This window comes from Bradyrhizobium sp. AZCC 1678 (genome assembly GCF_036924765.1).
GTDB lineage: Bacteria > Pseudomonadota > Alphaproteobacteria > Rhizobiales > Xanthobacteraceae > Bradyrhizobium > Bradyrhizobium algeriense.
The window spans coordinates 7,700,001-7,723,158 of the sequence record NZ_JAZHSE010000001.1 but is presented as its reverse complement, the minus strand read 5'-3'; the positions used below and the strand labels follow the sequence as shown (position 1 = coordinate 7,723,158).

General features: G+C 60.9%; 14 protein-coding genes, 2 tRNA genes, 1 rRNA gene and 2 pseudogenes. 9 read left to right on the top strand and 10 right to left on the bottom strand.

Features of this window, described 5'->3' with window-relative positions; genetic code table 11:
• Positions 1 to 45 precede the first annotated feature (45 nt).
• The 5 genes and pseudogenes from V1294_RS36795 to V1294_RS36775 all read right to left on the bottom strand — a co-directional run bounded on the left by V1294_RS36795 (position 46) and on the right by V1294_RS36775 (position 6,264).
• Positions 46 to 3,366: an adenylate/guanylate cyclase domain-containing protein gene (locus V1294_RS36795; RefSeq protein ID WP_334504169.1), complete on the bottom strand. Its 3,321-nt coding sequence runs from the start codon at positions 3,364 to 3,366 to the stop codon at positions 46 to 48.
• Positions 3,367 to 3,641: 275 nt separating this feature from the next.
• On the bottom strand, positions 3,642 to 3,800 hold the full coding sequence (locus V1294_RS36790; protein ID WP_334504167.1) for a hypothetical protein: 159 nt from the start codon (positions 3,798 to 3,800) through the stop codon (positions 3,642 to 3,644).
• A 160-nt stretch (positions 3,801 to 3,960) separates the two neighbouring features.
• Positions 3,961 to 4,080 (bottom strand): annotated as a pseudogene (locus tag V1294_RS36785) (ClpX C4-type zinc finger protein); the annotation flags it as partial.
• A 48-nt stretch (positions 4,081 to 4,128) separates the two neighbouring features.
• A pseudogene (locus tag V1294_RS36780) lies at positions 4,129 to 4,290 on the bottom strand (glyoxalase superfamily protein); the annotation flags it as partial.
• 1,185 nt (positions 4,291 to 5,475) lie between these two features.
• Positions 5,476 to 6,264 (bottom strand): MOSC domain-containing protein, encoded by a 789-nt coding sequence (locus V1294_RS36775; protein ID WP_334485776.1) that lies wholly within the window; start codon positions 6,262 to 6,264, stop codon positions 5,476 to 5,478.
• Positions 6,265 to 6,486: 222 nt separating this feature from the next.
• Between V1294_RS36775 and clpB the strand changes: the two genes are divergently transcribed.
• On the top strand, positions 6,487 to 9,123 hold the full coding sequence (gene clpB / locus V1294_RS36770) for an ATP-dependent chaperone ClpB (RefSeq protein ID WP_334504165.1): 2,637 nt from the start codon (positions 6,487 to 6,489) through the stop codon (positions 9,121 to 9,123).
• Between the two features lie 71 nt (positions 9,124 to 9,194).
• Here clpB and V1294_RS36765 read toward each other — a convergent pair whose 3' ends face one another.
• Positions 9,195 to 9,479 carry a hypothetical protein gene (locus V1294_RS36765; RefSeq protein WP_334504163.1) on the bottom strand — a complete coding sequence of 95 codons (285 nt, stop codon included), beginning with the start codon at positions 9,477 to 9,479 and terminating at the stop codon, positions 9,195 to 9,197.
• Between the two features lie 469 nt (positions 9,480 to 9,948).
• Between V1294_RS36765 and V1294_RS36760 the strand changes: the two genes are divergently transcribed.
• Positions 9,949 to 10,773 (top strand): AfsR/SARP family transcriptional regulator, encoded by an 825-nt coding sequence (locus V1294_RS36760; RefSeq protein WP_334504160.1) that lies wholly within the window; start codon positions 9,949 to 9,951, stop codon positions 10,771 to 10,773.
• A gap of 238 nt (positions 10,774 to 11,011) precedes the next feature.
• Here V1294_RS36760 and V1294_RS36755 read toward each other — a convergent pair whose 3' ends face one another.
• Positions 11,012 to 11,215, bottom strand: coding sequence for a hypothetical protein (locus V1294_RS36755; protein ID WP_334485768.1), 204 nt, complete (start codon positions 11,213 to 11,215; stop codon positions 11,012 to 11,014).
• A gap of 43 nt (positions 11,216 to 11,258) precedes the next feature.
• On the opposite strand from V1294_RS36755, the gene V1294_RS36750 reads away from it, so the two are divergent.
• From V1294_RS36750 to V1294_RS38190, 3 genes are all read left to right on the top strand, one after another.
• Entirely contained in the window at positions 11,259 to 12,803 is a 1,545-nt protein-coding gene (locus V1294_RS36750) for a hypothetical protein (protein ID WP_334504158.1), read from the top strand.
• A 16-nt stretch (positions 12,804 to 12,819) separates the two neighbouring features.
• The gene (locus tag V1294_RS36745) at positions 12,820 to 14,685 is read left to right on the top strand and encodes a phage tail tip lysozyme (RefSeq protein ID WP_334504156.1); all 1,866 of its coding nucleotides are present in this window, start codon (positions 12,820 to 12,822) and stop codon (positions 14,683 to 14,685) included.
• 468 nt (positions 14,686 to 15,153) lie between these two features.
• Complete coding sequence (locus tag V1294_RS38190) at positions 15,154 to 15,411, top strand: hypothetical protein (protein WP_442895410.1); 258 nt, start codon at positions 15,154 to 15,156, stop codon at positions 15,409 to 15,411.
• 131 nt (positions 15,412 to 15,542) lie between these two features.
• Here the strand turns inward: V1294_RS38190 and V1294_RS36735 are convergent, their stop codons facing one another.
• Positions 15,543 to 15,902 carry an SPW repeat protein gene (locus V1294_RS36735; RefSeq protein ID WP_334485762.1) on the bottom strand — a complete coding sequence of 120 codons (360 nt, stop codon included), beginning with the start codon at positions 15,900 to 15,902 and terminating at the stop codon, positions 15,543 to 15,545.
• A 169-nt stretch (positions 15,903 to 16,071) separates the two neighbouring features.
• Between V1294_RS36735 and V1294_RS36730 the strand changes: the two genes are divergently transcribed.
• A complete protein-coding gene (locus V1294_RS36730; RefSeq protein WP_334504153.1) occupies positions 16,072 to 16,482 on the top strand; it encodes a hypothetical protein in 411 nt (136 codons plus the stop codon).
• Between the two features lie 23 nt (positions 16,483 to 16,505).
• Here V1294_RS36730 and V1294_RS36725 read toward each other — a convergent pair whose 3' ends face one another.
• Both V1294_RS36725 and V1294_RS36720 read right to left on the bottom strand, forming a co-directional pair.
• Entirely contained in the window at positions 16,506 to 18,131 is a 1,626-nt protein-coding gene (locus V1294_RS36725; protein WP_334504151.1) for a Vgb family protein, read from the bottom strand.
• A 152-nt stretch (positions 18,132 to 18,283) separates the two neighbouring features.
• Positions 18,284 to 20,353, bottom strand: a complete 2,070-nt coding sequence (locus V1294_RS36720) for a M23 family metallopeptidase (RefSeq protein ID WP_334504149.1) — start codon at positions 20,351 to 20,353, stop codon at positions 18,284 to 18,286.
• A gap of 842 nt (positions 20,354 to 21,195) precedes the next feature.
• On the opposite strand from V1294_RS36720, the gene V1294_RS36715 reads away from it, so the two are divergent.
• From V1294_RS36715 to V1294_RS36705, 3 genes are all read left to right on the top strand, one after another.
• Positions 21,196 to 22,686: ribosomal RNA gene (locus tag V1294_RS36715) — 16S ribosomal RNA — on the top strand.
• 208 nt (positions 22,687 to 22,894) lie between these two features.
• Positions 22,895 to 22,971: transfer RNA gene (locus V1294_RS36710), tRNA-Ile, on the top strand.
• Between the two features lie 55 nt (positions 22,972 to 23,026).
• Positions 23,027 to 23,102: transfer RNA gene (locus V1294_RS36705), tRNA-Ala, on the top strand.
• Positions 23,103 to 23,158: the final 56 nt, after the last annotated feature.

Genomic DNA, 23,158 nt, shown 5'->3' with positions numbered 1-23,158 from the left:
TCCGCTTCGTGCCAGGACCCGGAACTTCGTCGCCGGATGGCCTTATCAATGAAGCTCGCCGAGCAGCGCCTTGGCCGTTCGAAGGTCGCTTGTGTCAAAACCTTCGGTGAACCAACCGTAGACGGGGGCGAGAAGGTCACGTGCCGTTTGCCGTTTTCCCTGATCGCTCAAGAGCCGCGCCAGGCTCATGGCCGCGCGCAATTCCCACGACTTTGCCTGCTGTGCTCGCGCAACGGTCAGGGAATGCTCGAAATGCGCTTGCGCTTTCGCCACGTCTCGCTGCGGCGACTTGAGCGCGATTTCACCGGCAACGCGATGCGCCTCAGCCTCGCACCATCTTTCTTTGGTTGCGTGCATCGCCGTCATTGCTTTGTCGATGCAGCGCCAGGCATCGTCGAATTGGCCCGAATTGGCATGGGCGATTGCCAACATGAACTCGTGCTCCGGCGTAAATATTGTCGATCCGGCCGACCGCCATAAATCAATGCCCGCCGTGACGATCTCGGCTGCTTTCGCGGCCCCCGTGAGTGTCAGGATATAGCCCCGCCGTAACACGCCTTCCGCCTTTCGGAACGGGGCACCTTTCTCCTCGGCCAACACGACAAGCTCTTTGAGACGCTCGTTTGCCGCGTGGTAATTCCCGCAGTAGGTATTGATAAGAATCGGGAAATTCAGCGTAAACATCAAAGTGGCGGCGTGCTCGATCTGGCGAGCTTCCGTTAGCGCGCATTCTGCATCCGTGAGCGCAGCCTCGGGGTAACCGAGCAGCCACGAAGCCATCGAACGAAAGGCCAGGCACGTTACCCGGAGGTCCTGGCCAAATCGCGTCATCAATCGCCGGTGCTCGGCGGGACGGTAAAGGGCGAGGGCTTCATTGTAGTGCGCCTTGGCATCAACGAGGTCTCCCATAAGCGCAAGCGTACTCGCCATGGTACGGTGTCCAATCATGCGCGGTGCCGCCGTTCCCTCCTTCTCGCCAAGGGCCAGAAATCGCGCTGCAAGCTCTCGCGCAACGTCACCATTGAAGTTTATGAAGTTGACGATCCACTGGCCAAACAGAGCCGAGAGCAGCAACGAAGGGTCATCGGGAGGTTCTCCGAGCCGCTCCGCTTGCTCGATCAGCGCTCTCACCTGAGCTACGGCAGCCTTCGTTTCGGGCGCGCCATATCCTTTGACATGCATGAGCGTGTTCAAGAGCGCGACGTGTAAAACGATCTGCTCGCGCCGCAGGTCGGGCGTGCTGGGCAAGGTTGCGATTTGTTCCAGGGCGTGGCCGAGTTGTTCAGCGGCTTCGACCAGCGCCGAACGCTCCTGTGAGCGCTGTCCCGCCTTGCCCCACAGGCGCGCTGACTTCTCGATCAGGTCGGCCTTGGCGTAGTGACGCGCCAGCAGCTCGGGCTGGCTCTCGGCGATTTCTGCGAACTGACTTTCGAGGATTTCGGCGATGCGCGCATGCAGCACGCGCCTTTGCTCGCGCAGCAGCGTACTGTAGGCTGCGTCCTGCACCAGCGCATGCTTGAACAGGTAGCTCGCATACGGCGGGGTGCCGTGCCGAAACAACAAACCCGCCGCAATGAGTCGGTCGAGGTCGGCGTCCAGTTCTTCCTTTGGCTTTCGCATGAGCGCGGCCAGCAACATGTGGGGAAATGCCCGGCCGATCGCTGCGCCGACCTGCGCCACGTTCTTCGCCGGGCCGAGCCGGTCGAGCCGCGACATCAGCGAAGCCTGCAGGCTTGCCGGAACCGCCACAACAGGCGTTGGTCCCCCTGCGAAGGTCCGCTGCGCATCACTCTCACCCTCCGCGTCCAGCACCGCCTTGGTCATCTCCTCGGCGAACAGCGGAATGCCGTCGGTGCGCTCGATGATGTCCTGGCGGATGCCTGCCGGCAACGATCGGTTGCCGACGACGCGCTCGATCAGGAGATCGATGTCGCGCGGCGCCAGCCGATGGAGGGTCAGCTCAGTCACGTGCGGCCGTCCGATCCCGGGCGGACTGAATTCCGGCCTGAAAGTGACAAGTAACAGGAGCCGGTGACTCACGGCCCAGTCCACCGCCCGGGCGAACAATTCGAGGCTGGTTGGATCGGCCCAATGCGCATCTTCGAAAATCATCAGCATGGGATTGATCCGCACCAGCACCTCGATTTGCGAACCAAGCGCTTTCAGCGTTTTCTGACGACGGAGCTGCGGCTCGACTTCAACCGGAGGGTAGCGTCCGTCGTTGGGCAGCGACAGCATTTCGGCAAACAGCGCCGCATCCTCTGAAGGCGTCGAGCTTTGCGCCAGCAGCGCGTCAAGCTTGTCCATTTTCGCCTGCTGGCTGTCATCGTGAGCAAAGCCGGCGGCGCGCAACATCTCGCCGATCACCGGATAGAGCGGGCTGTCGGTATGCTGCGGCGAGCAGAAGAACCGCAGGCGTATGTGCGGCTCGCGAGCAAGCTGTTCCAGCAGCGCGATGGTGAGCCGTGATTTGCCGATCCCCGCTTCACCGGAAAGCAGCACCACCTGACCTTCGCCACTCTTGGCCCGCTCCCATCGGCGCAGAAGTAGCTCGATTTCTTCATCACGACCGATCAGCGGCAGCAAATCGCTACTTTGGAGAGCATGCGATCGGCTGGTCACTGCTGTCTTGCCTGCGACTTGCCAGGCCGCGACTGGCTTTACGAATCCCTTGAACTCGACTTTACCGAGATCGAGATACTCGAATTGCGGTCCAGCGATCGTCTTTGTGCGACCCGAGATAATGACGGCACCGGGTTGCGCGAGCGATTGCAGCCGGGCGGCAAGATTCGGGGTATCGCCGAGGATGCCATGCTCCTCGGAAATCGCGCTTTCCGACATATCGCCGACCAGCGCGACGCCTGTTGCGACACCGACGCGCGCGCTCAACTTTTCTTTCGCGGGCAGGGCGGCGACCGCCTGCACCAAGGCGAGGCTGGCGTGAACGGCGCGCTCCGCGTCGTCCTCGTGTGCGTGAGGATAGCCAAAATATGCCACCGCACCGTCGCCATGATGTCGCGCGACAAAGCCGTCGAAGCCGGCAACGGTTTCAGTAATACAGCGCCGGTAGTCGGCGATGATTGCGCCGAAGTCTTCGGGATCGAGCCGCGCGGAGAGCGCAGTCGATCCGACCAGGTCGCAAAACAGTACCGTAAGCTGCCGGCGCTCGATCGGGCGCGAGTCCCGCGCCGTTGGTGCCGCTGCGGGAGAATCCACGCGCAATTTGGTCCCGCAGTCGCCGCAAAACTTGTTCAGGGCAGGGTTTGCCGCGCCGCAGGTCAGACAGCGCCGCACCACCGCCGCTCCACACTGTCCGCAAAATTTTCTGTGCTCCGGGACTTCGGCTGCGCAATTCGTGCAGTGCATCCGGACCTCAACGGATATCAATAACGCCGCTACAATGCGCCAGAAGTCGAGCGATCCATGTGATCGTAGTCACAACTCCGGTTGATCCGTATCGAGGTTCCGTTCGCGCAAAAGTGGCAATCGGGTCGCTGAGGCGGACCGCCCGTTTCTGTTGCGAAAGAAAACATCGTCAGGCTGCCCGCTCAGGTCTGCAGGGGCCAATTCCAGACGCGTGCTCCCGGAGAGCACCGTAGTCCGGACTTGGCCGGGACTTGGCAATGGCTCTCCTGAACGGATCATTGCTTTCGTTCATCAAGCACGGGCGTTGCCGTGCGCAGGGCCTGTTCGTACCGCTTCAGTTGGTCTTGCGGAAATTTCTGATTGGCCAGAAGTTCGTCAATCGTCTTGTTCTTCAAATGAATGATGCCGGACGACGTCAAGATGTCATCATCCACCGGTGCCGCGTTGCGTCGAATTGCAAGCATTCGCTCGATACGCTCGCAAGGCGAGACGATGGCGTTGCTCTCCCTTCCTAGCGTGCTCGACATAATGCGACAGCCGCTCGGTGGACATCGCCCGGGCGCTCGCCTCATCGCCTTCGATAAGCCGGAGCAGTTGCTCGTCGATGATGTCGCTGCACACATCGATGCATTTGTCGCAAATAAACACGGCCGGGCCGGAAACCAGCTTGTTCACTTCATGCTGGTTCTTGCCGCAGAAGGAACAATAGAGCACCGCTTGCGGCGTTGGGCCCTGGTGCCCGGCCGTCGAACCGGCACGCGGTTGCGCCGTATCGATCTTGGCGGACAGGATGTTCCAATTCTCGTAGCCGAACGTCTTCGCGATCAGCTCCAGGGATTCGCTATGGGTGATTTCCATAGCCTTGGCCTTCAAGGCATCGCGCAGGGAATGCGCCATGGCTTTCGCATCGCGGAAATCGCGCATGAGAGCACCTCTCTATCGACGAACGGAGGAGATCGGTGCCTGCCTTGCCGACCCGTTCGCCAATGGCGAGGGCGCGGAGATAGATTGATACGTTCACCATCCCCGAAGGGCGCAGGCGGCGGGTGTATCGACCCGGTTACAATGTTGGCGGGCGACACCGCGTTGTCAACTCAAAATGCTTCGGGGGAGGCGACGCCGAGGATCCAGGAGCTTTTAATCCCAATAACCAATAATGAGTCGCCCGTCGGGTAAGTCGGCTGCATTCCGCTTCGCTCCTGCATGCGATTGCCCAAAAACCCGCTGCGCGCAAAATCTAATTTGCTGAACAGTTTCAATCTGATTTGGGTCGTCCAGTTTTCCCGGCAAAAATAATTCGCTTCCCCCTCACCCCAAATCAGTGGCTATTTCCGCGCTGTCCCGTCTCGACAAGAGGGGCGTATCGCGATCGTCACGAACGCGGGATGGGATGCGGTGGACGCGATGGCGCCGGCGCGCAGATGGAATCGCAGGGCAAGTTATCTTGTGAGCGAAATCCGGCGCGCAGGACGTACGGCGCTGATGCGTACGGCAAAACCGTGTGGTCCCGACACCCGTGGCTGGTGCCAAGCTGCCGGTGGCGAATTTGATCCAACCGGATCGATTGAGCCATCAAGCCGGCAGCGATGGAGGCAAGACGAATTCGCCTCCAGGGAGAGCGCGGCATAAGCCGTCAACCCATTGCGCAGGGGATGCCGGCGTGCTCCGGCTGTACCTGTATGCTCGTGTGCGCCTCTATCTCCATCTTGCACACGAGACCGCGGGTGCAGCAAGCACCCCGCATTCCCTGCTCCCTCTTAAGGAGGGAAAAGGTTCATGCAAGCCTCGGGCGCCGTGCGCCGCGAGAACGCAAACGCGCATTCAGTTGTCATCACCCGCGAAAGCGGGTGACCCAGTATTCCAGAGACAGTAGTGATAGAACCGAAAAGCCGCAGCGTACTGGATACCCCGCCTTCGCGGGGTATGACGGTCGTTGTGGTGCTCTGCTATATCCCCGTCATTGCGAGCGAAGCGAAGCAATCCATTTCGCGTCACAAAGAAAGAATGGATTGCTTCGCTTCGCTCGCAATGACGGCGGAGATTGTGGGATGGGAAAGAATGGTGGGCACGGCCAAGTGGCCTTTGCCCACCCTACTGCTCCGAATTACGTCACAACAGCTCCGGCTGTTCCGCCGCGATCACCTCGCCGTCGCTGATCGTGCCGCCCGTGATCACCTCGGCATAGATCCCGCAATCGGCGTGAGAGAGCCTGCGCTGCAGCGCCTGGGGGATGGCGAGGTCGCGCTGGGCCGTATCCGGATCGACATTGACGGCGGCGCAGCGGACGATGCGCTTCACCACCTTGAGTCTCACGTCGCCGATCGCCAGCGTTTGGTCGAGGAGGTCGAATTCGTGCCAGGCCGGCCAGCCCTCGACATAGAGATTGGCGCGGAAGCGAAGCGGATGGACCGGCGCACCCACCATGTTCTCGATGGCGCGGACGCTGGCGAGATTGATGATGGAGACGACCTTGCGGGCGAGATCCGAAAAGCTGTGTCCCGGGCTTTCGAGCACCTTTGGCGGACCCTTGATCTGGCCGGCATAGGCGGTGGCGAAGAAGTTCTCGATTGTCCGCCGGCCCTCCGGCGTTGCCAGATTGCCTTGGGCCACGATCCGGCCGTTGTGGTTAATCGAGAGGACGTTGCTCGCATCGTCGAACTGGGTGCGCAGGCCGGCCAGCCATTCGTCCCGCATCAGCATCAGGAAGTGCGGTTTCGGCAACCATTTCGGCTCGGCCGGATCGAAGCCGGAGGGACCATTTTCGATCGCGTAGCGGCGGTCGGCCAGAAGCGTCTGACCGGGGCTGAGCTCGGCGCGGGTAAGCTGTTCGGGGGTCAGGCCCTTGACGGGGTAGCGATAGATTCCGGTGATCCGGGCAGGCGGGGCTGTGGCAGGCATGCCGCTTATTAAGGGATTCCGTTGTCGTGCGCCACCGCTCCCGAATTTGTGACCGGGCCTCTTCCGTTTTGCGCCATGATGCCCACATTTGCGTCAAGCCTGAAAAGCGGGCGACGAACCGCGGCCGGTTGAGAAATGTCAATGCGGTTCGCGGATACCCCAATGAAGATGCCGTAATCATGCCTCAGGGGTGGGGACGGCAGGCCGAGGGAAGTAAACGACATGAATATTGAAAAATACACCGAGCGGGCGCGCGGCTTCGTCCAGTCTGCGCAATCGCTGGCGGTGCGCGACGGACATCAGCAGTTCTCGTCGCTGCATATGCTCAAAGTACTGCTTGATGATAGTGAGGGGCTGGCTAGCGGTCTGATCGACCGCGCCGGCGGTAACTCCCGCGCGATCCTCAAGGCGACCGAGGATGCGCTGAAGAAGCTGCCGAAAGTCTCGGGAAGCGGCGCCGGACAGATCTATCTTGCGCCCGATATGGCGCGCGCCTTCGCTGCGGCGGAAAAGGCCGCCGAGAAGGCCGGCGACGGCTTTGTCACGGTCGAGCGGCTGCTGCTGGGCCTGACGCTCGAGAAGGGCAGCGAGGCCGGTGCGATTCTCGGCAAGGGCGGCGTCACACCCCAAAACCTCAATTCGGCGATCGAAGCGCTGCGCAAGGGCCGGACCGCCGATAGCGCGACGGCCGAAAATGCCTATGACGCGCTGAAGAAATATGCCCGCGACCTGACGCAGGCCGCGCGCGACGGCAAGCTCGATCCCGTGATCGGCCGCGACGAGGAAATCCGCCGCACCATCCAGGTGCTCTCCCGCCGTACCAAGAACAATCCCGTGCTGATCGGCGAGCCCGGTGTCGGCAAGACCGCCATCGTCGAGGGCCTGGCGCTGCGCATCCTCAACGGCGACGTGCCGGAAAGCCTGAAGGACAAGAAGCTGCTCTCGCTCGACATGGGAGCGCTGATTGCGGGCGCCAAATACCGCGGCGAGTTCGAGGAGCGGCTGAAGGCCGTGCTGCAGGAAGTCACCACGGCCGAAGGCTCGATCGTCCTGTTCATCGACGAGATGCATACGCTGGTCGGCGCCGGCAAGGCCGATGGCGCGATGGATGCGTCCAACCTGTTGAAGCCCGCATTGGCGCGCGGCGAACTGCATTGCATCGGCGCCACCACGCTCGACGAATACCGCAAGCATGTCGAAAAGGACGCGGCGCTGGCGCGCCGGTTCCAGCCGGTGTTCGTTTCCGAGCCGACGGTCGAGGATACCATCTCGATCCTGCGCGGGCTGAAGGACAAGTATGAGCAGCACCACGGCGTTCGCATCGCCGATTCCGCGCTGGTCGCCGCGACCACGCTGTCAAACCGCTACATCACCGACCGTTTCCTGCCCGACAAGGCGATCGACCTGATGGATGAGGCTTCGGCGCGGCTGAAGATGCAGGTCGATTCCAAGCCGGAAGAACTCGATCTGATGGACCGGGAAATCATCCGGCTGAAGATCGAGCAGGAGGCGCTGAAGAAGGAAACCGATATCGGCTCCAAGAGCCGCCTGCAGGCGCTGGAAAAGGAACTGGCCGATCTCGAGGACAAATCGGCGGCGCTGACGGCGCGCTGGAGCGCGGAGAAGAACAAGCTCTCCGACGCGCAGAAGCTGAAGAGCGAGCTCGACGCCTTGCGCATCGAACTGGCGAACGCGCAACGCCGCGGTGAATTCCAGCGCGCGGGCGAGCTCGCCTATGGCAAGATTCCGGAACTGGAAAAGAAGCTAGCAGACATCGAAGAAGAAGATGCCGGCGAGATGATGGAAGAGGCGGTGACCGCCAACCACATCGCGCAGGTGGTGTCGCGCTGGACCGGCGTTCCCGTCGACAAGATGCTGGAAGGCGAAAAGGACAAGCTCCTGAAGATGGAGGGTTCACTCGGCAAGCGCGTGGTCGGCCAGGCCGAAGCCGTGCGTGCGGTGGCGACCGCCGTGCGCCGTTCGCGCGCTGGCCTGCAGGATCCGAACCGCCCGATGGGCTCGTTCATGTTCTTAGGGCCCACCGGCGTCGGCAAGACCGAGCTGACAAAGGCGCTGGCGGAGTACCTGTTCAACGACGAGACCGCGATGGTCCGCCTCGACATGTCGGAATACATGGAGAAGCACTCGGTCTCGCGCCTGATCGGCGCGCCTCCCGGCTATGTCGGCTATGACGAGGGCGGGGCGCTCACCGAAGCGGTGCGGCGCAGGCCCTATCAGGTCGTCTTGTTCGACGAGATCGAAAAGGCGCACCCCGACGTCTTCAACGTGCTGCTGCAGGTGCTCGACGACGGTCGCCTGACCGATGGCCAGGGCCGCACCGTCGACTTCCGCAACACACTGATCATCATGACCTCGAACCTCGGTTCGGAGTTTTTGGTCAACCAGCCGGAGGGCGAGGATACGATGGCCGTGCGCGAGCAGGTGATGGGCATGGTGCGGGCGCATTTCCGGCCCGAATTCCTCAACCGTGTCGACGAGATCATCCTGTTCCACCGCCTGCAGAAGAGCGAGATGGGCCGGATCGTGGAGATCCAGTTCGCCCGCCTGCAGAAGCTGCTGGAGGATCGCAAGATCACGCTGACGCTCGATGCCGCGGCGCGCGACTGGCTGGCCGCCAAGGGCTGGGACCCCGCCTATGGCGCAAGGCCGCTAAAGCGGGTGATCCAGCGCAACCTGCAGGATCCGCTGGCCGAGATGATCCTCGCCGGCGAAATCGCCGACGGCGACCGCGTCGTGATCTCGAGCGAAGGCAATGTGCTGACCTTCAACGGCCACGCGCCGCAGACCGCCGAGATCGCGCAGTTCGAAGCGCCGGTGTCGAAGCGTAAGCTGAACTGACGCTAGACTAGAAGTGTAAGTCGGCCTGACCTAAATGAGATGCTCCGACACGGGACGCGCGCCGGGGCATCTCAGCCTTGCGTGATGGAAGGTCCGGTGGAAGACCCGGGGTCGTCATCATCGTCAGGCTCAAGCTCGGAGAGAATATCGACGAGCTCGCGAACCCGCCCCGTCGCCAGCGGCCGGCCTGCATTCATCATCGGCTCGTCATTCGCGAGCCATGCTTGGGCCTCAGCCAGTTCCTCAACCGTCGCACCGGTCGCGATCATTTGGGCGATGGTCACGTCGTCGGCGGAGCCGATCGCCTTGATGACGTCGTCCCGGGTAATGCGCTCTGATCCCGACAGGCTTGCCATGACATTCCTCCATCGAGGGCTCGCCGATCAAAATCAAACAGTCCACTCCCATTCAGTTCCCCGGCCGCCGATGAAAATTGGGGCGGTGGGAAGGAAAAAACGAACGCGCTAGCGCCCGCACAAAGCAGCTCCTGATACCGCAACGTCACGATATGTCGGGCCCTTGCACGAAAAGAGGGTGTTGTTGAAAAGACGCACGTATCGCGTCATCTCGTAAGGGCTGTGAGATTCTCCTTGAACAACTTCATGCCGGGTCCCCACAATCCCTGACGGGGGGCGTGCGATGCGTGGCGTGGGTATCGTAGGAGCCGGCGTTGGTTTGGACTGTTGGGGAAGCCTTGGGCTTCGCGCGCTTTTTGAGAATCGACAATTTTAAATTGAGGCTGCAATTTTGAACTGAAATGGCTGAAAGCCAGGACGACATTTTTAGGTGTGCTCTTTAGTCGTGTTCGCGCGGGGAGGGACGGCCGTGTTGAGCGTTAGTTTGTTCGGCGCCAGTCGAGTTACCCGTAATAGCGAACAGATTTGGTCGGATCTCGGTCCAGCCGGGCGGCGATTGGCTGGATTCCTCTTCACGTTTCCGGATCGTCCGCATCGCCGCGAGCGGCTTATCGACTTGTTTTGGCCGGAGCTGGATACCGAGAGGGGGCGCCGAGCCATGAACTCTGCGGTCTGGCGGCTGCGGAAGCTGCTTGCGTCGTCTCCCGAATACCAGGACGGCCACGGTTTGAGGACCGTTGGCCCCGAGACCATTCTTGAGAAGACACCGTGGCTGGACGTTGACACTTGGGCGTTGCTTCACGCCGCACGGAGCACGCTCAGCGGGCTCGAGGCCCAGCCGGAACCATCGAGAATGAAGGAGGTTCTCGCGGTTTTGTATCGGTACGAGGGGCCATTTCTGGACGGCGAAGATGCCGAATGGATCCTGGAAGAACGCGAGCGGCTTCACTCCCTTTTCATCCAGTCGACCATGATCATGGTTCGTCATCTCGGGCTTTGTGGTTACTACCACGACGCGATCCAGCTCGCCCGTCATTCGCTGCGCTTCGATCCCTATCGTGAAGAGCTGGTTCGGCATCTCCTGACCCTGCTCGCGCTCGATGAAAGACGAATCGATGCCATCAGGTACTACGATCATTGGATCGGCCTGATCCGGAAGGAGCTCGGCATTTCGCCGCTTCCGGCGACACGTGCGATCATCGAAGAGATCAGGAACCTGCATAATGCCGAAAACGCTCAGCGCCTGCGCGCGCGCCTGATCGGTCGGGACGAAAAGCAGATTTTTGCAATTTGAGCGCCAGCCGCCCGGCCTCGGACGGCAGCTTTACCCACCAAACTCCGCACTCACACCGTCGACCAAGTCCGGGCAGGGCGAAACCCGCGGCTTTCCAGGGCACGCCGTGACCTTGCCGTGATCCGCAGCCGATCCGCCGGGCAGCGGATCGTGGACCGGCCGTGAGCGGACGACGACAACGCCCGAACGATCGCAGGATTGTCCCGAGTTCAGGCCATGCGACCGTCGGCGCATGGACTCACAGCGACCACTGCTCGATCAGGTTTTCATTCTGCGCTTCTGGCGTGAAAGCGCCGATGCCAGCGAAGACGCGCGTTGGCGGGTCCTGGTCCGCAACATCAACACCCGCCGGCGCGACGTGGTCGACGATGTGCAGCGCGCCTTTGCGATTGTCGCCTCCAATTTGAATGCAGCCGCTGGCGAGCATGAGGGGCAGAAGCATTTGGACATTGAACCGTCAAAACCTGAGCATTGAGAGATATTGCGTGCGCGTAGCCGATCAGCCAACCAGTAAAAGCCAACCGCCGCGAGCGAAAGCCCAGCGGGGCCGCGAGTTCGCTCGTGCTTGTCACGATGGGCCGATTGCCATCGTGCGCCACGCGGCAGCTTTTTTTGCTTTTGCCGCCGCACACTCGCTTACCAATTGCAAGGAATTTGTGCGGGAGATGTGGGAGCGTGCGATGCGTGCGGGTATCGTGGCGGGCTGTACGGCGTTGGCGGTGTTGTTGAGCGGGTGCGATCCGAACGATCGAAACTATTTCCGCGGCGGTATCGGGACTCAACTCCATACGGCGGAGACTGCTTCAGCCACCGAGTTTCAGAACATCTATCTGGGTTATCTTTGCCGCCAATCAATTTCTTCTATCGGTGCCGACGCGCCTGGCTGCGCGCAGGTCGTCCCAGCGAACGCCTGGCCGGTGATAGTCCAGGCTGGTCTGAACGATATCGACGCGCGCTGCGATTCATATTTGGCGTGGCTTGATCAGAAAAGGCGTGAGAACGCGGCGATCCTCGCGGAGATAAGCGCGGTGCGTTTCGCGGTAGACGCGCTCACCAATCCGAACATAGCGGGCGTCAGTGGGGTCGGGTTGGCCGCGATTTCGGCAGCCTTTGGGTTGGCCACTAGTACGGTCAACAATTTCAATTCGCTGCTGCTGCAGGTCGATCACACGACAGTGCAGACTGTAGTGATAGGCAATCGCCACGCTTTTCGCCAGGACCTGCTTAGGTTTTCGTCGTCGATCGACAACAAGCCGTTGGCCATCCACACGATGCGAACCTACCTGTCGATTTGCATGCCGATGACGATTGCGGCGAACATCAATTCGACGGTGACCGTGTTTAAACAGACCGGGGTCGCACCCGGCGCCGGTCCCATGCTCCCCACGGTTGGCGCGCCGTTCACGCCGCGCGAGAGATTTGTTGAAAGAAGGCCACCGGATAATTTTGACAAGATTCGTATCTGGCCGGGAGCGGAGACCATCATTGACGGATATCCTGCTAACCGGCGGACTTACACACCCGAAGTCATCGAGTCGATCCTGACGGGACTGTGTGCGCCGGCAAGCGAGCGAACCATGATTGGCGGAGTGACGAAGGCGTTGCTGGAGATCTGGGAGCAGACTGATCTCGCTAACGCGACTCAGGGCGGCAAGATCGAACCGAGGGAACGCCAGGTGTTGGTAGGGCTGACTCCATGTCCAGCCGGAATTCAGAACGCGTATGAACGACAGACGTTCTCGAACGCGAATGGGTCAATGAAAAGCACCAAGATATTGACAGATCTGCTTGACCGAGCTCCCCCTGCGCCGAACGGCCAGCTTCCTAACGGCGGAATGCTGGGCAGCGCGGTGCCTTTGAAAGATGCACGCCAGAGAGTTGCGCAACTGAGGCGTTCCTGTTTCGCATCGATCAAGAAATTGCCTGACGGAATGCGCGGCCAGGTGACGCCGGATTTTATGGAAGCACTGCAGGACTATTCAGATAAGCGTGCGGTTGCGGGTCAGGCCGCCGCCCTTCCGCCCTGTTAAAATTCGGAGACGTACTATGAGTTATGTCGTTAAGGACGGGGTGGCGGCCCGATTGCGAGAGGAGCCGCTGGCAACATCCAGATCGAAAAAGACTCTTTTTCAGGGGGCGCCGCTTGGTGACCCGGTCAAGACTTCGGACGGATTTTTATTCTTTGAAATCGGTGCTCCCGGAGATGAGACCTTGAAGGGTTGGATCATCAAGGAGGATTGCGAAGAAGTAGCTGATGCGAACAGGCTGCCGGTACATGAGGCAGGCTTCGTTCAGGAGTGCGTCAACGTCCAACTCCTCTTCAACGATGAGACGAAGCCCGTGGAGGGAGCGCCGGCCGCAGTGTCGATCCGGCCCTGGGTGGTTTCGGCCGATTTTCTGATCGCGCGGGCGCTCTACGAAACGGACATCAGGAATTTGGGAAAGAATATTCCTGGCTCCGACGGCGTCGGAGCACTCCAGGTCACCGTCGCCGAATGGAAGGATTTTACCGATAACGGCGGTGCGCTTGCCAGCGATGCCCGCGCGAGCGATCGCGACCATTCGGTGCTTCAGATCCCCGCCGCGGCCTGGCGCCAGCACGTCCACGGAAAGGCGATGAGCAAAATTCGCCTCGACGCCGGAAAGGCCACGGCGGAGGACCCGTTCGTTGCAAGCTTCCTCGACATGTTCTTTGCGCATGTGACGAACAGCCCGGCCGCGGCGATCGCCATTCTCGACGCGCAAGACGCAGGTACCCCGCCGGATACCTCGATCAAGGAAGTGCTCAAGGCCGTCATGACGGCCGAAGAACTGTCAGCGTTGTTCAAGGCGCGGGAGAAACTTTCCGGCCTTCCTACGGTCTTCTTCGGCACAGAGGCGAATCCGAGCACGCTAAAATCGGTTGTCGACGTCGCGGAAGATACGCTCAAGAAGCTGCTTGTCGCCGCATTGGCCAGAATTGAAAAACACCGGCCGGACATGATTCCGGAAGTGACCGCCGGCGGCGCGCCTTGGATGGCCATCGCAGAGCAGGCCCAAGCGGAGGGCGTCAAGGAAGGTACGCACAATGCTGTAATCAGCACGTATTTTGCGGACACGGATTTTGGTGGCAACCCCAACACCAATCCACCCCCGGCATGGTGCGGCGCGTTCGCGGCGCATTGCATGAAGAGGTGTGACAACCCGATCGTCCAGGCGAGCGTGCCGAAAGGGGCGGCAGCGGCGATTAGCTGGAAAAAATGGGGAGCCGACTTTCCATTGCAGTCGGCCAGCATCCCGCGTGGAGCCGTCGTCGTTCTTTCGCCCATGCCGGGGACGACCGGCGGCACCGGACATGTCGGCTTCTTTCTCGAGTTCTCTCCAGACAAGAAGAAAGTCTTTTTGCTCGGCGGCAACCAGAGCAAGAAGGTGGGCAAGACGCCGTTCCCGGCGAGCCAGATCGCAGGGGTACGATGGCTTGACCAGCCTGGCGCAGTTGGAGCCGTCGCGATCGATGGAATCACGTTGCCGCCAAGCGTCGCGCCCGCTAACCGGCAGTTTGCCGGTCTGATTTTGAAAGCTTTCGCCGCCGCCGGCTATGGCCGAGACCAGCAGATTGCGGCGCTTGCGAATGCGATCGGTGAGTCCAACCTCAATCCCAGGGCGCACAATACACACGGCGAGGATAGCGTGGGGCTATTCCAGCTTAACCGCATCGTGGGCGTTGGAGGCCATCACAGTGTGGAACGGCTGATGGACCCGGCTTTCAACACCCAACTGATCATCGCGGAAGCCGACAGGTTTTCCGCCTTTAAAAACGCGGCGGATCTCCACACGGCTGTGGATGTGTTCGTACGCTCTGTGGAGAGGCCTGCGGACAAGCCGGGTCAGGTCGCTAAGCGCTTCAAGATCGCGCAGGCACTGATCGCCTGATGTGGGGCATGACGATGAAATGATGGCCAACTGATCGGAGGATGCCTTGACGATCATGCCGGCGATGTCCTCCCGTCCATGGGGTAGTGCCGCAGTATTGAGATCAACGGGTTCGAAAGCGCTTGGGGATTGGTCATCGCTTACGCGTCCCGCGAACCCTGCGGCACAGATTGCCCACTGTCTGAAGATTGCCGAGCAAATCGGGTCCGTGGGCTGATTACGGGATCACTTGGATTGATGACGCTTGCACAGCGTCATCAATCCTGAGGCTCGTTGTTTTCGGATTCGCGGCGACGCCTGCTCCGGACGTCTCGCCTACTTCTTCACAACCTTGTATATCGCGTTCTCGATATCCGACGAGAAGTAGATCACCCCGTTGCCCCAACGCCGACGCCGGTCGGGATGTTGCTCGGCAGTCCGCTAGGTGCGGCCGGCAATCCGATCGGCAGGTTGGCGGCGATTTCGGTAATGGCGCCATTCGCCGGGTCGATCGATACGATGCGTTTTTTCGCCGACTTCGGCGACGATCAGCTTGCCGTCGGGCACCTCGCCGCTGGCGCGGACCAGCGATTTGCTGCCGAGCGGCCGTTGCCGAGCTTGACCGCGTCGTGCGGCGCCTTGAAGCCGCGCAGCATCTCCTCCGTCTTGTCGCTCAGTTGCACCATACCGATGAACCAGTTCGTGCGCGGGCCGTCATCGCCTTTACGGTCGGACCGGGATCGGTAGCAACAAGTGCAGCATTGAATTCCGCAGCGGTGACGCACAAGCCACTGTCGCCGCACCGTTCGAGTTCATTCACCAACCCGGCGCGGGGCAGACTTGTCCAACGCCGGGCCGGCTTATCCAAAAGTTTGGCCTCAGCGGCCTGTCGTCAGCCGGGGCGGGATCTGGGACATCATCCAGAGTTCGATCGCCGCCAGGATCGCCACGGCCGCGCCGATCACCACGTGCACGGTCATCGCGGTGGTTCCCTGGAAGCCCAGGACCCAGGGCGAAACCAGCGCCCAAAGTCCGACGACGAGGTTCAACCACTCCTCCCAGACCGCGTATGCCGCCAGTGCCGCCACCGCAAGGACCGCGATAACGAGACCGGTGATATTAGCATTCGCAGAGACCTTTCCGGCGTCGAACCCAAATATCCAGGGCGATAACAGAAGAATCGCACCAAGGACCAGGTTCGCGACGTCACAGAATTTTGCGTTCGTCCAGTTCTCCATGACAGCCTCCATTGGAGGTTTTCCTATGCAAATCAACCGGATAACCGCGTTCCGGTTCCGCTGCCGGGCGGAAAATTTGATGAAACCGGAGTGGCCACGGTCGGTTGGTCCCTGAGCAGGGGCGTGCTCCGGTGGAAATTTTCCCGATCCCGAGGCAGGAGGCGCTTTCATGACCAGGGAACTCGTTACCCGCGACACACCCGTGTTCGATCAGTTTCACCCGGGCATTTACGGTGCCGCGGTCGGTCTTGTCGTTTGGTTCGCCGCCGCGGCCTGGATCTTGTTCGACCGCCAAAGTGACATCGGGCTTCCGCTCGCGATGGTGAGTGTCCTGCTACTGGTCGCCGTGATGCTGCCTTGGTCGCTGTCCCTGGTCTGGAGCAGGCACCGGATGCCCAACGAGCGGCATCCGAACAGCATTTCACTGCGCGATTGGAGAAGGGGCGACTTCGTGGTCTGGGGCGGCCGGCTTCGTGGCACGCAGGCCGCCATGGACATGCTGCTGCCGCTTGCGGCCGTGGCATTCGGTCTTACGGCGCTGGGAATCGTCTTTCTAATCTGCGCCAACGGCGCTCGCTAGACGGCTGCGGCCCGTTAGCGCGGCTACTTCCTCACCACCTTGTAAATCGCGTTCTCGATATCCGACGAGAAGTAGATCACCCCCGTTGCCCCAACGCCCACGCCGGTCGGAATGTTGCTCGGCAGTCCTCCAGGTGCGGCCGGCAATCCGATCGGCAGGTTGGCGGCGATTTCGGTGACGGCTCCGCTGGCCGGGTCGATCTGAATGATCCGCTTGGCGCCGACTTCGGCGACGATCAGCTTGCCGTCGGGCGCCAGCGCGATGCCTTCAGGTTCCTTCAGATCCTTGGCGATCACGGCTTTCTCGCCGTTGGCCTCCACCTTCGACACCTGGCCGGCAAAGGCTTCGGTCAGATAGACCGCGCCGCCCGATCCAGCGGCGAGCCCGACCGGCCCTTCGAGGTTGCCAAGCACCACAGTGCGGTCCTTGCCGTGCTCGCCGCTGGCGCGGACCAGCGATTTGCTGCCAAGTTCGTTGACGAGAATGCTGCCGTCGCCAAGCTTGACCGCGTCGTGCGGCGCCTTGAAGTCGTGCAGCATCGCCTTGGTTTTGCCGGTCTTGCGGTCGATCAGTTGCACCGTGCCGGTGAACCAGCTTGACAGCAGCACGTCGTCGCCTTTGGCGGTCGCGCTCATCGGATATTCCAGCGTCACGCCGTCGGCATGCATGCGGGCGGGTTCGGAGACTTCGCCGGTCGCGCCATCCACGGTGCGGTAGGCGAAGACGTCGGCGACGTAGATCGTGTCCTTGCCCCCATCGGAGACCACACCGATGCCGCCGGGCAGCGCCAGCTTGCCAATGATCACCTGTTTGGCAGCGCCGGTTTCCGGATCGACCTCCTGAATGCCGTTATCGGCCATGTTGGAGACGAAGATGCGATCCTTGTCGTCGATCGCGAGATTGTCGAGCGAGGGCCTGAGCTGGGCTACCATTTTCTTGGCGCCGGTCTTCGGATCGACCCGCACCAACTGGCCGAGCGCGGTGTCGACCACAAAGAGATTGCCCTTGGAATCGAAATTGACCGCGGCCGGAATCTTGAAGCCGTCGGCGACCACGCTTAGTTCGGCCTTGTCGACGTCGACCTTGGCGATCTGGCCCTTGAACCACAGCGGGCCGTACAGCATGTCGTCCGGCCCGAATTCGAAGCCGTTGAGGCCGCCCATCTTTTCCATGATCTTGCGCGGCGGTTTTACGCCTTCGACGTCGATCTCATAGAGCGCATCGCCGAGGAAAACCTGGGTCGCGTACAGCCGTCCATCCTTGCGGAAGGCGAGCGAGTTGATGCCGGGCAGGCTGGAGGCGAGTTTCTTGACCGGGGCGTCGCCCTTGCGCGAATAGAGATCGCCGGTGAGGAAGGCCGTCCACGCCATGGTGCCGTCGGGCGCAAACGCGATGTCGTCGGACATGCCTTCCGGGGAGGGGACCGCAATCTTCGCCGTGCCGTTGTTGCGATCGACCTCATAGAGCGCGGCGCCTGCGACGCTGCCGGCGAACAGGCGGCCGGACTTGTCGATCCCGAGCCCGTGGACGCCATGAAACGCCGAGCCGGGAACGAGCTTGGTGACCTCATAGGTCTGCGCCGAGGCGCCGGCCGTGGTGCCTGCAACGATCGCCGCAACAGTCGCCCAAAGCGCAAGCCTGCTCGTCATGACGCGTCCTCCCAGTGTTTTTATGGGAGGCAGTATTTGTCGCGGCTGGCCGTTTGGCAAACGAAACTGTCGCAAAAAGCGCTGTGCCGCTGCCATAAATCCGACACGGGGCGTGAGAAGCCCCATCCGATTTTCAAGATTTTATCGAAGGCTCAGCGGCTGATCTGACGCGTCTGCTGCGCGGCACCGGCTGCTTCGGAAACGCGGGCCGCGCTGCCGCGGTTGTTCATCTGCACATCGAGGCGGTCGCGCTCTTTTTCGAAGTTCGCCATCATCGCGCCTTCGAGCGAGCGGCCTCGGGGCAGCTTGACGCGCATCGGATCGACGAAGCGGCCGTTGACCAGGATTTCGTAGTGGACATGGGCGCCGGTCGACATGCCCGTCGATCCGACGAAGCCGATCACCTGGCCCTGGCGCACGCGCTTGCCGGGCTCCATGCCCTTGGCGAACGCCGACATGTGGCCATAGGCGGTCTCGTAGCCGTTGTTGTGTTTCAGGCGGACATATTTGCCGTAGCCACCTTCCCAGCCGACCTTTTCGACCACGCCGTTGCCGGAGGCGAAAATCGGCGTGCCGTAGGGGGTCGCCCAGTCCACGCCGGTGTGCATCTTGGTATAGCCGAGGATCGGATGGCGGCGGCCGCCGAAGCCCGAACGCATGATCGCGTTGTTGACGGGTTTGCGCACCAGGAACTTCTTCGCGCTCTTGCCGGTCTCGTCGTAAAAGTCGACGACGGAATCGTCGGGCGTCTGGAACCGATAGTATTTCTTGGTCTCGCCGCCGACGGTGAGCGAAGCGAACAGCACTTCCGTCTTTTCGGTGGTGGGTGTGCCTTCGTCGTCGCCGGCGAAGAATACGTCGAAGGAATCGCCCGGCTGCACCTTGCGCTGGAAGTCGACGTCGTAGGAATAAATCCGGACCATGTCCTCGATCACGGCGGCCGGCACCTTGTTGCGCAGGGCGGTCTCGTAGATGCTCTGGTAGAGTCGGACGCCGCTGCCGTCATCCTCATCGTCGTCGTCGTCATCCTTGCCGGTGGCGGTCTCGGCGACGGTATTCATGCTCTGCACGTCGACGGCGACGTATTTGCCGACGTCCGACAGGGCGGCCACGGCTTCGACGGTGGTGTCGTTGGCGACGATCACGCGATAGGGCTGCAGCCGGGCGGCGGGGCCGAGCCCCGAGGGCACCATCAGGATGCGGACCTTCTGGCCTTCCTTCAGGCCGCCGTCGCGGCCGCGGGGGCCAAGGGTCAACGCAACCGCCCTGGCTTCGTCGGGTGTCGCGCCCAGATCGCGCAGGATCGAAGCGATCGTGTCGCCCTTCTTCACGACGTGAACGCGTTCGCCGGACGGATTGCCGCCGGTGATCTGGTCCTTGGTCTTCGGCAGCAACGTGACGTTTTCCGGCACCACGCGGGTTTCAAAGCCGGCATAAGGATCGGAGACGTTGCCTTCGGTGGCGTAGGCGAGCTTGAGATCGGACTGCACGCCGCTGGCGTCGGCCGCCGCATTGGTCAGTGCCGTGTAGCGGACGCCGCCCGAGCCGCGCCAGTTCGCGGCATCCCGTACCCGCATCAAGACTTCGTCGAGTGCGACCACGGCGGCGAGTTTCGCCTTCGGCAGCACCGTTGCGAGATCCTTGGTAACGAAGGAAACCTCGGCGTCGGGTTCGACGGCCTCGGGATTGTTCGGATCCTCGGAAGCGGCCTGTGTCGTGGTGCCGACATCGGTCAGCATGCGCTGGGCGTTGAACGGCGGGATTTTTGAGCTGAGATCGCTCGTCGTCATCGACAGATTGCCGGAGATGCGGACGAACGGCCGCACCCGCATCACGTCGCGGTTGCCGACGCGGGTGACGGTCGATACCCGCATCACATTGCGCGAGGCGCTGGATTCGCCGGGAGGCGGCAGGCGGTCGCTCTTGTGCAGGGTGGCGGTGCGATCGTTGGCGCCGAACGCCCCGCGCAGCGCGCCCTCCACCCGCTCGGGAACCTTGGCAAAGGTCATTTCGCCATCGAGGGACGCAAAAACGGCGCCGCCGATGAGAGCCGCGCCGCACAGACCGGTCAGGATAGTCCCGCTAAACCATTGTACGGAGACACGGCGGCGATCGATCACCGCGGCCTCGGAGCCATCGACGGAAAGCGGCGGCTCGTGACCGAGATCGATGATCCCGGTCTCGCGTCCATAGCCGCTCCCGCGTGGCGCCCTCTGGCTCAACCCTGTATCCCCCCAAATTCCAACCACATCCGACAAGACCCTCGCCCGATCCGACCCCACGTTTCCGCCCTTTAAAGGGCGCTAGTCCGGAGCATGGCGTGCCGCACGCATATTGATTCGTGAATCAGAGGCCAGAAGAAGACCGGCCAGAGTCTCGAACGTCAACGGTTGTGCAGATCTCTCGAAGTTGCTCGGCCGCATGGGAAAGGCAACGGGTTCATCGAAATTGCCTGTCCCGGGTAGATGACCACCGGCAGCCCCCACTGGCATCCGGTGATTCAATGCATACCTTATAGTCAGAACGTCGCAGGATTGTGGCTCTAGTGCGGCCAAAGCCCCCAAATATAGGGACTTCTTGGCGTCGCAAATTTCTTCGACGTGATGCGACAATTTGTTGACGATGGCCGTTGACAACCCCGATCGGGCGGGCCTATAACCCGGCCACTGAGCGCGGCGATGCATTGGCCCCCGAGGCCAACGCATCTATTCGCGCCCCGTAAGCTCCTCATTACGATGAGTGACTCAACAGCCGATAACAGTCGGTTGTTATTTGTCGTCGGATGAGGTCTGCGGGAACCTTCCAGAAGTGGAGGGATGGGATCCCAGCGATCCCGGGCTGTTTGACAAGTGAAGATGAAGAAAGAGAAACGTGGACGGCGGAGTCCTTGCGTAGTCTCGAATACTTGAAAACTTCGGTTTTCATCTTTCGAGGCTGGACGAAAGACTTCGGCGGTACACGTTTACATAGGTTACACCATCGTCGTCCGCGATGTGAATCGCAGGCGATAAATATGGTGGGACCTCGTCAAACGTTGTGATCAGCCGGTTTAAAGTTTCAAGTCCAACTTGAGAGTTTGATCCTGGCTCAGAGCGAACGCTGGCGGCAGGCTTAACACATGCAAGTCGAGCGGGCGTAGCAATACGTCAGCGGCAGACGGGTGAGTAACGCGTGGGAACGTACCTTTTGGTTCGGAACAACACAGGGAAACTTGTGCTAATACCGGATAAGCCCTTACGGGGAAAGATTTATCGCCGAAAGATCGGCCCGCGTCTGATTAGCTAGTTGGTGAGGTAATGGCTCACCAAGGCGACGATCAGTAGCTGGTCTGAGAGGATGATCAGCCACATTGGGACTGAGACACGGCCCAAACTCCTACGGGAGGCAGCAGTGGGGAATATTGGACAATGGGCGCAAGCCTGATCCAGCCATGCCGCGTGAGTGATGAAGGCCCTAGGGTTGTAAAGCTCTTTTGTGCGGGAAGATAATGACGGTACCGCAAGAATAAGCCCCGGCTAACTTCGTGCCAGCAGCCGCGGTAATACGAAGGGGGCTAGCGTTGCTCGGAATCACTGGGCGTAAAGGGTGCGTAGGCGGGTCTTTAAGTCAGGGGTGAAATCCTGGAGCTCAACTCCAGAACTGCCTTTGATACTGAAGATCTTGAGTTCGGGAGAGGTGAGTGGAACTGCGAGTGTAGAGGTGAAATTCGTAGATATTCGCAAGAACACCAGTGGCGAAGGCGGCTCACTGGCCCGATACTGACGCTGAGGCACGAAAGCGTGGGGAGCAAACAGGATTAGATACCCTGGTAGTCCACGCCGTAAACGATGAATGCCAGCCGTTAGTGGGTTTACTCACTAGTGGCGCAGCTAACGCTTTAAGCATTCCGCCTGGGGAGTACGGTCGCAAGATTAAAACTCAAAGGAATTGACGGGGGCCCGCACAAGCGGTGGAGCATGTGGTTTAATTCGACGCAACGCGCAGAACCTTACCAGCCCTTGACATCCCGGTCGCGGACTCCAGAGATGGAGTTCTTCAGTTCGGCTGGACCGGAGACAGGTGCTGCATGGCTGTCGTCAGCTCGTGTCGTGAGATGTTGGGTTAAGTCCCGCAACGAGCGCAACCCCCGTCCTTAGTTGCTACCATTTAGTTGAGCACTCTAAGGAGACTGCCGGTGATAAGCCGCGAGGAAGGTGGGGATGACGTCAAGTCCTCATGGCCCTTACGGGCTGGGCTACACACGTGCTACAATGGCGGTGACAATGGGATGCTAAGGGGCGACCCTTCGCAAATCTCAAAAAGCCGTCTCAGTTCGGATTGGGCTCTGCAACTCGAGCCCATGAAGTTGGAATCGCTAGTAATCGTGGATCAGCACGCCACGGTGAATACGTTCCCGGGCCTTGTACACACCGCCCGTCACACCATGGGAGTTGGTTTTACCTGAAGACGGTGCGCTAACCCGCAAGGGAGGCAGCCGGCCACGGTAGGGTCAGCGACTGGGGTGAAGTCGTAACAAGGTAGCCGTAGGGGAACCTGCGGCTGGATCACCTCCTTTCTAAGGATGGTTCTTCAGAAGCTTGCTTCTATCGAACCGTTTTAGAAACATCAGTGGCCAACGATCGTCAGGATTGTTGAGCTGCATTGGCGGGATTTCGCCGTCTACGTTTCTCTTTCTTCGCGGACGAACACGCGCCAGGGGCTTAGCGCTTGTGCGATGCATCTGGCGTGAGCCGGCTGCGCGCCATTGCGGCCCCTCGTGTTAGGGGCTTGTAGCTCAGTTGGTTAGAGCGCGCGCTTGATAAGCGTGAGGTCGGAAGTTCAAGTCTTCCCAGGCCCACCACTTTGATCGAGCGCATCACGTCTCATGGCCGACGTAAGCATTCGTCTTCTGGTACGGGGCCATAGCTCAGCTGGGAGAGCGCGTGCTTTGCAAGCATGAGGTCGTCGGTTCGATCCCGTCTGGCTCCACCAGATGGAATTGAAGATCGACAAAGTGGCCTGCTAACAAGATGCCTTTCAAATCGTCC

Coding starts and splice junctions, on each gene's coding strand:
- V1294_RS36765 (WP_334504163.1), bottom strand. CDS start 9,479: ATGGCAAGCCTGTCGGGATCAGAGCGCATTACCCGGGACGACGTCATC.
- V1294_RS36725 (WP_334504151.1), bottom strand. CDS start 18,131: ATGACGAGCAGGCTTGCGCTTTGGGCGACTGTTGCGGCGATCGTTGCA.
- V1294_RS36745 (WP_334504156.1), top strand. CDS start 12,820: ATGAGTTATGTCGTTAAGGACGGGGTGGCGGCCCGATTGCGAGAGGAG.
- V1294_RS36755 (WP_334485768.1), bottom strand. CDS start 11,215: ATGCTTCTGCCCCTCATGCTCGCCAGCGGCTGCATTCAAATTGGAGGC.
- V1294_RS36775 (WP_334485776.1), bottom strand. CDS start 6,264: ATGCCTGCCACAGCCCCGCCTGCCCGGATCACCGGAATCTATCGCTAC.
- V1294_RS38190 (WP_442895410.1), top strand. CDS start 15,154: ATGGCGCCATTCGCCGGGTCGATCGATACGATGCGTTTTTTCGCCGAC.
- V1294_RS36730 (WP_334504153.1), top strand. CDS start 16,072: ATGACCAGGGAACTCGTTACCCGCGACACACCCGTGTTCGATCAGTTT.
- V1294_RS36795 (WP_334504169.1), bottom strand. CDS start 3,366: ATGCACTGCACGAATTGCGCAGCCGAAGTCCCGGAGCACAGAAAATTT.
- V1294_RS36735 (WP_334485762.1), bottom strand. CDS start 15,902: ATGGAGAACTGGACGAACGCAAAATTCTGTGACGTCGCGAACCTGGTC.
- clpB (WP_334504165.1), top strand. CDS start 6,487: ATGAATATTGAAAAATACACCGAGCGGGCGCGCGGCTTCGTCCAGTCT.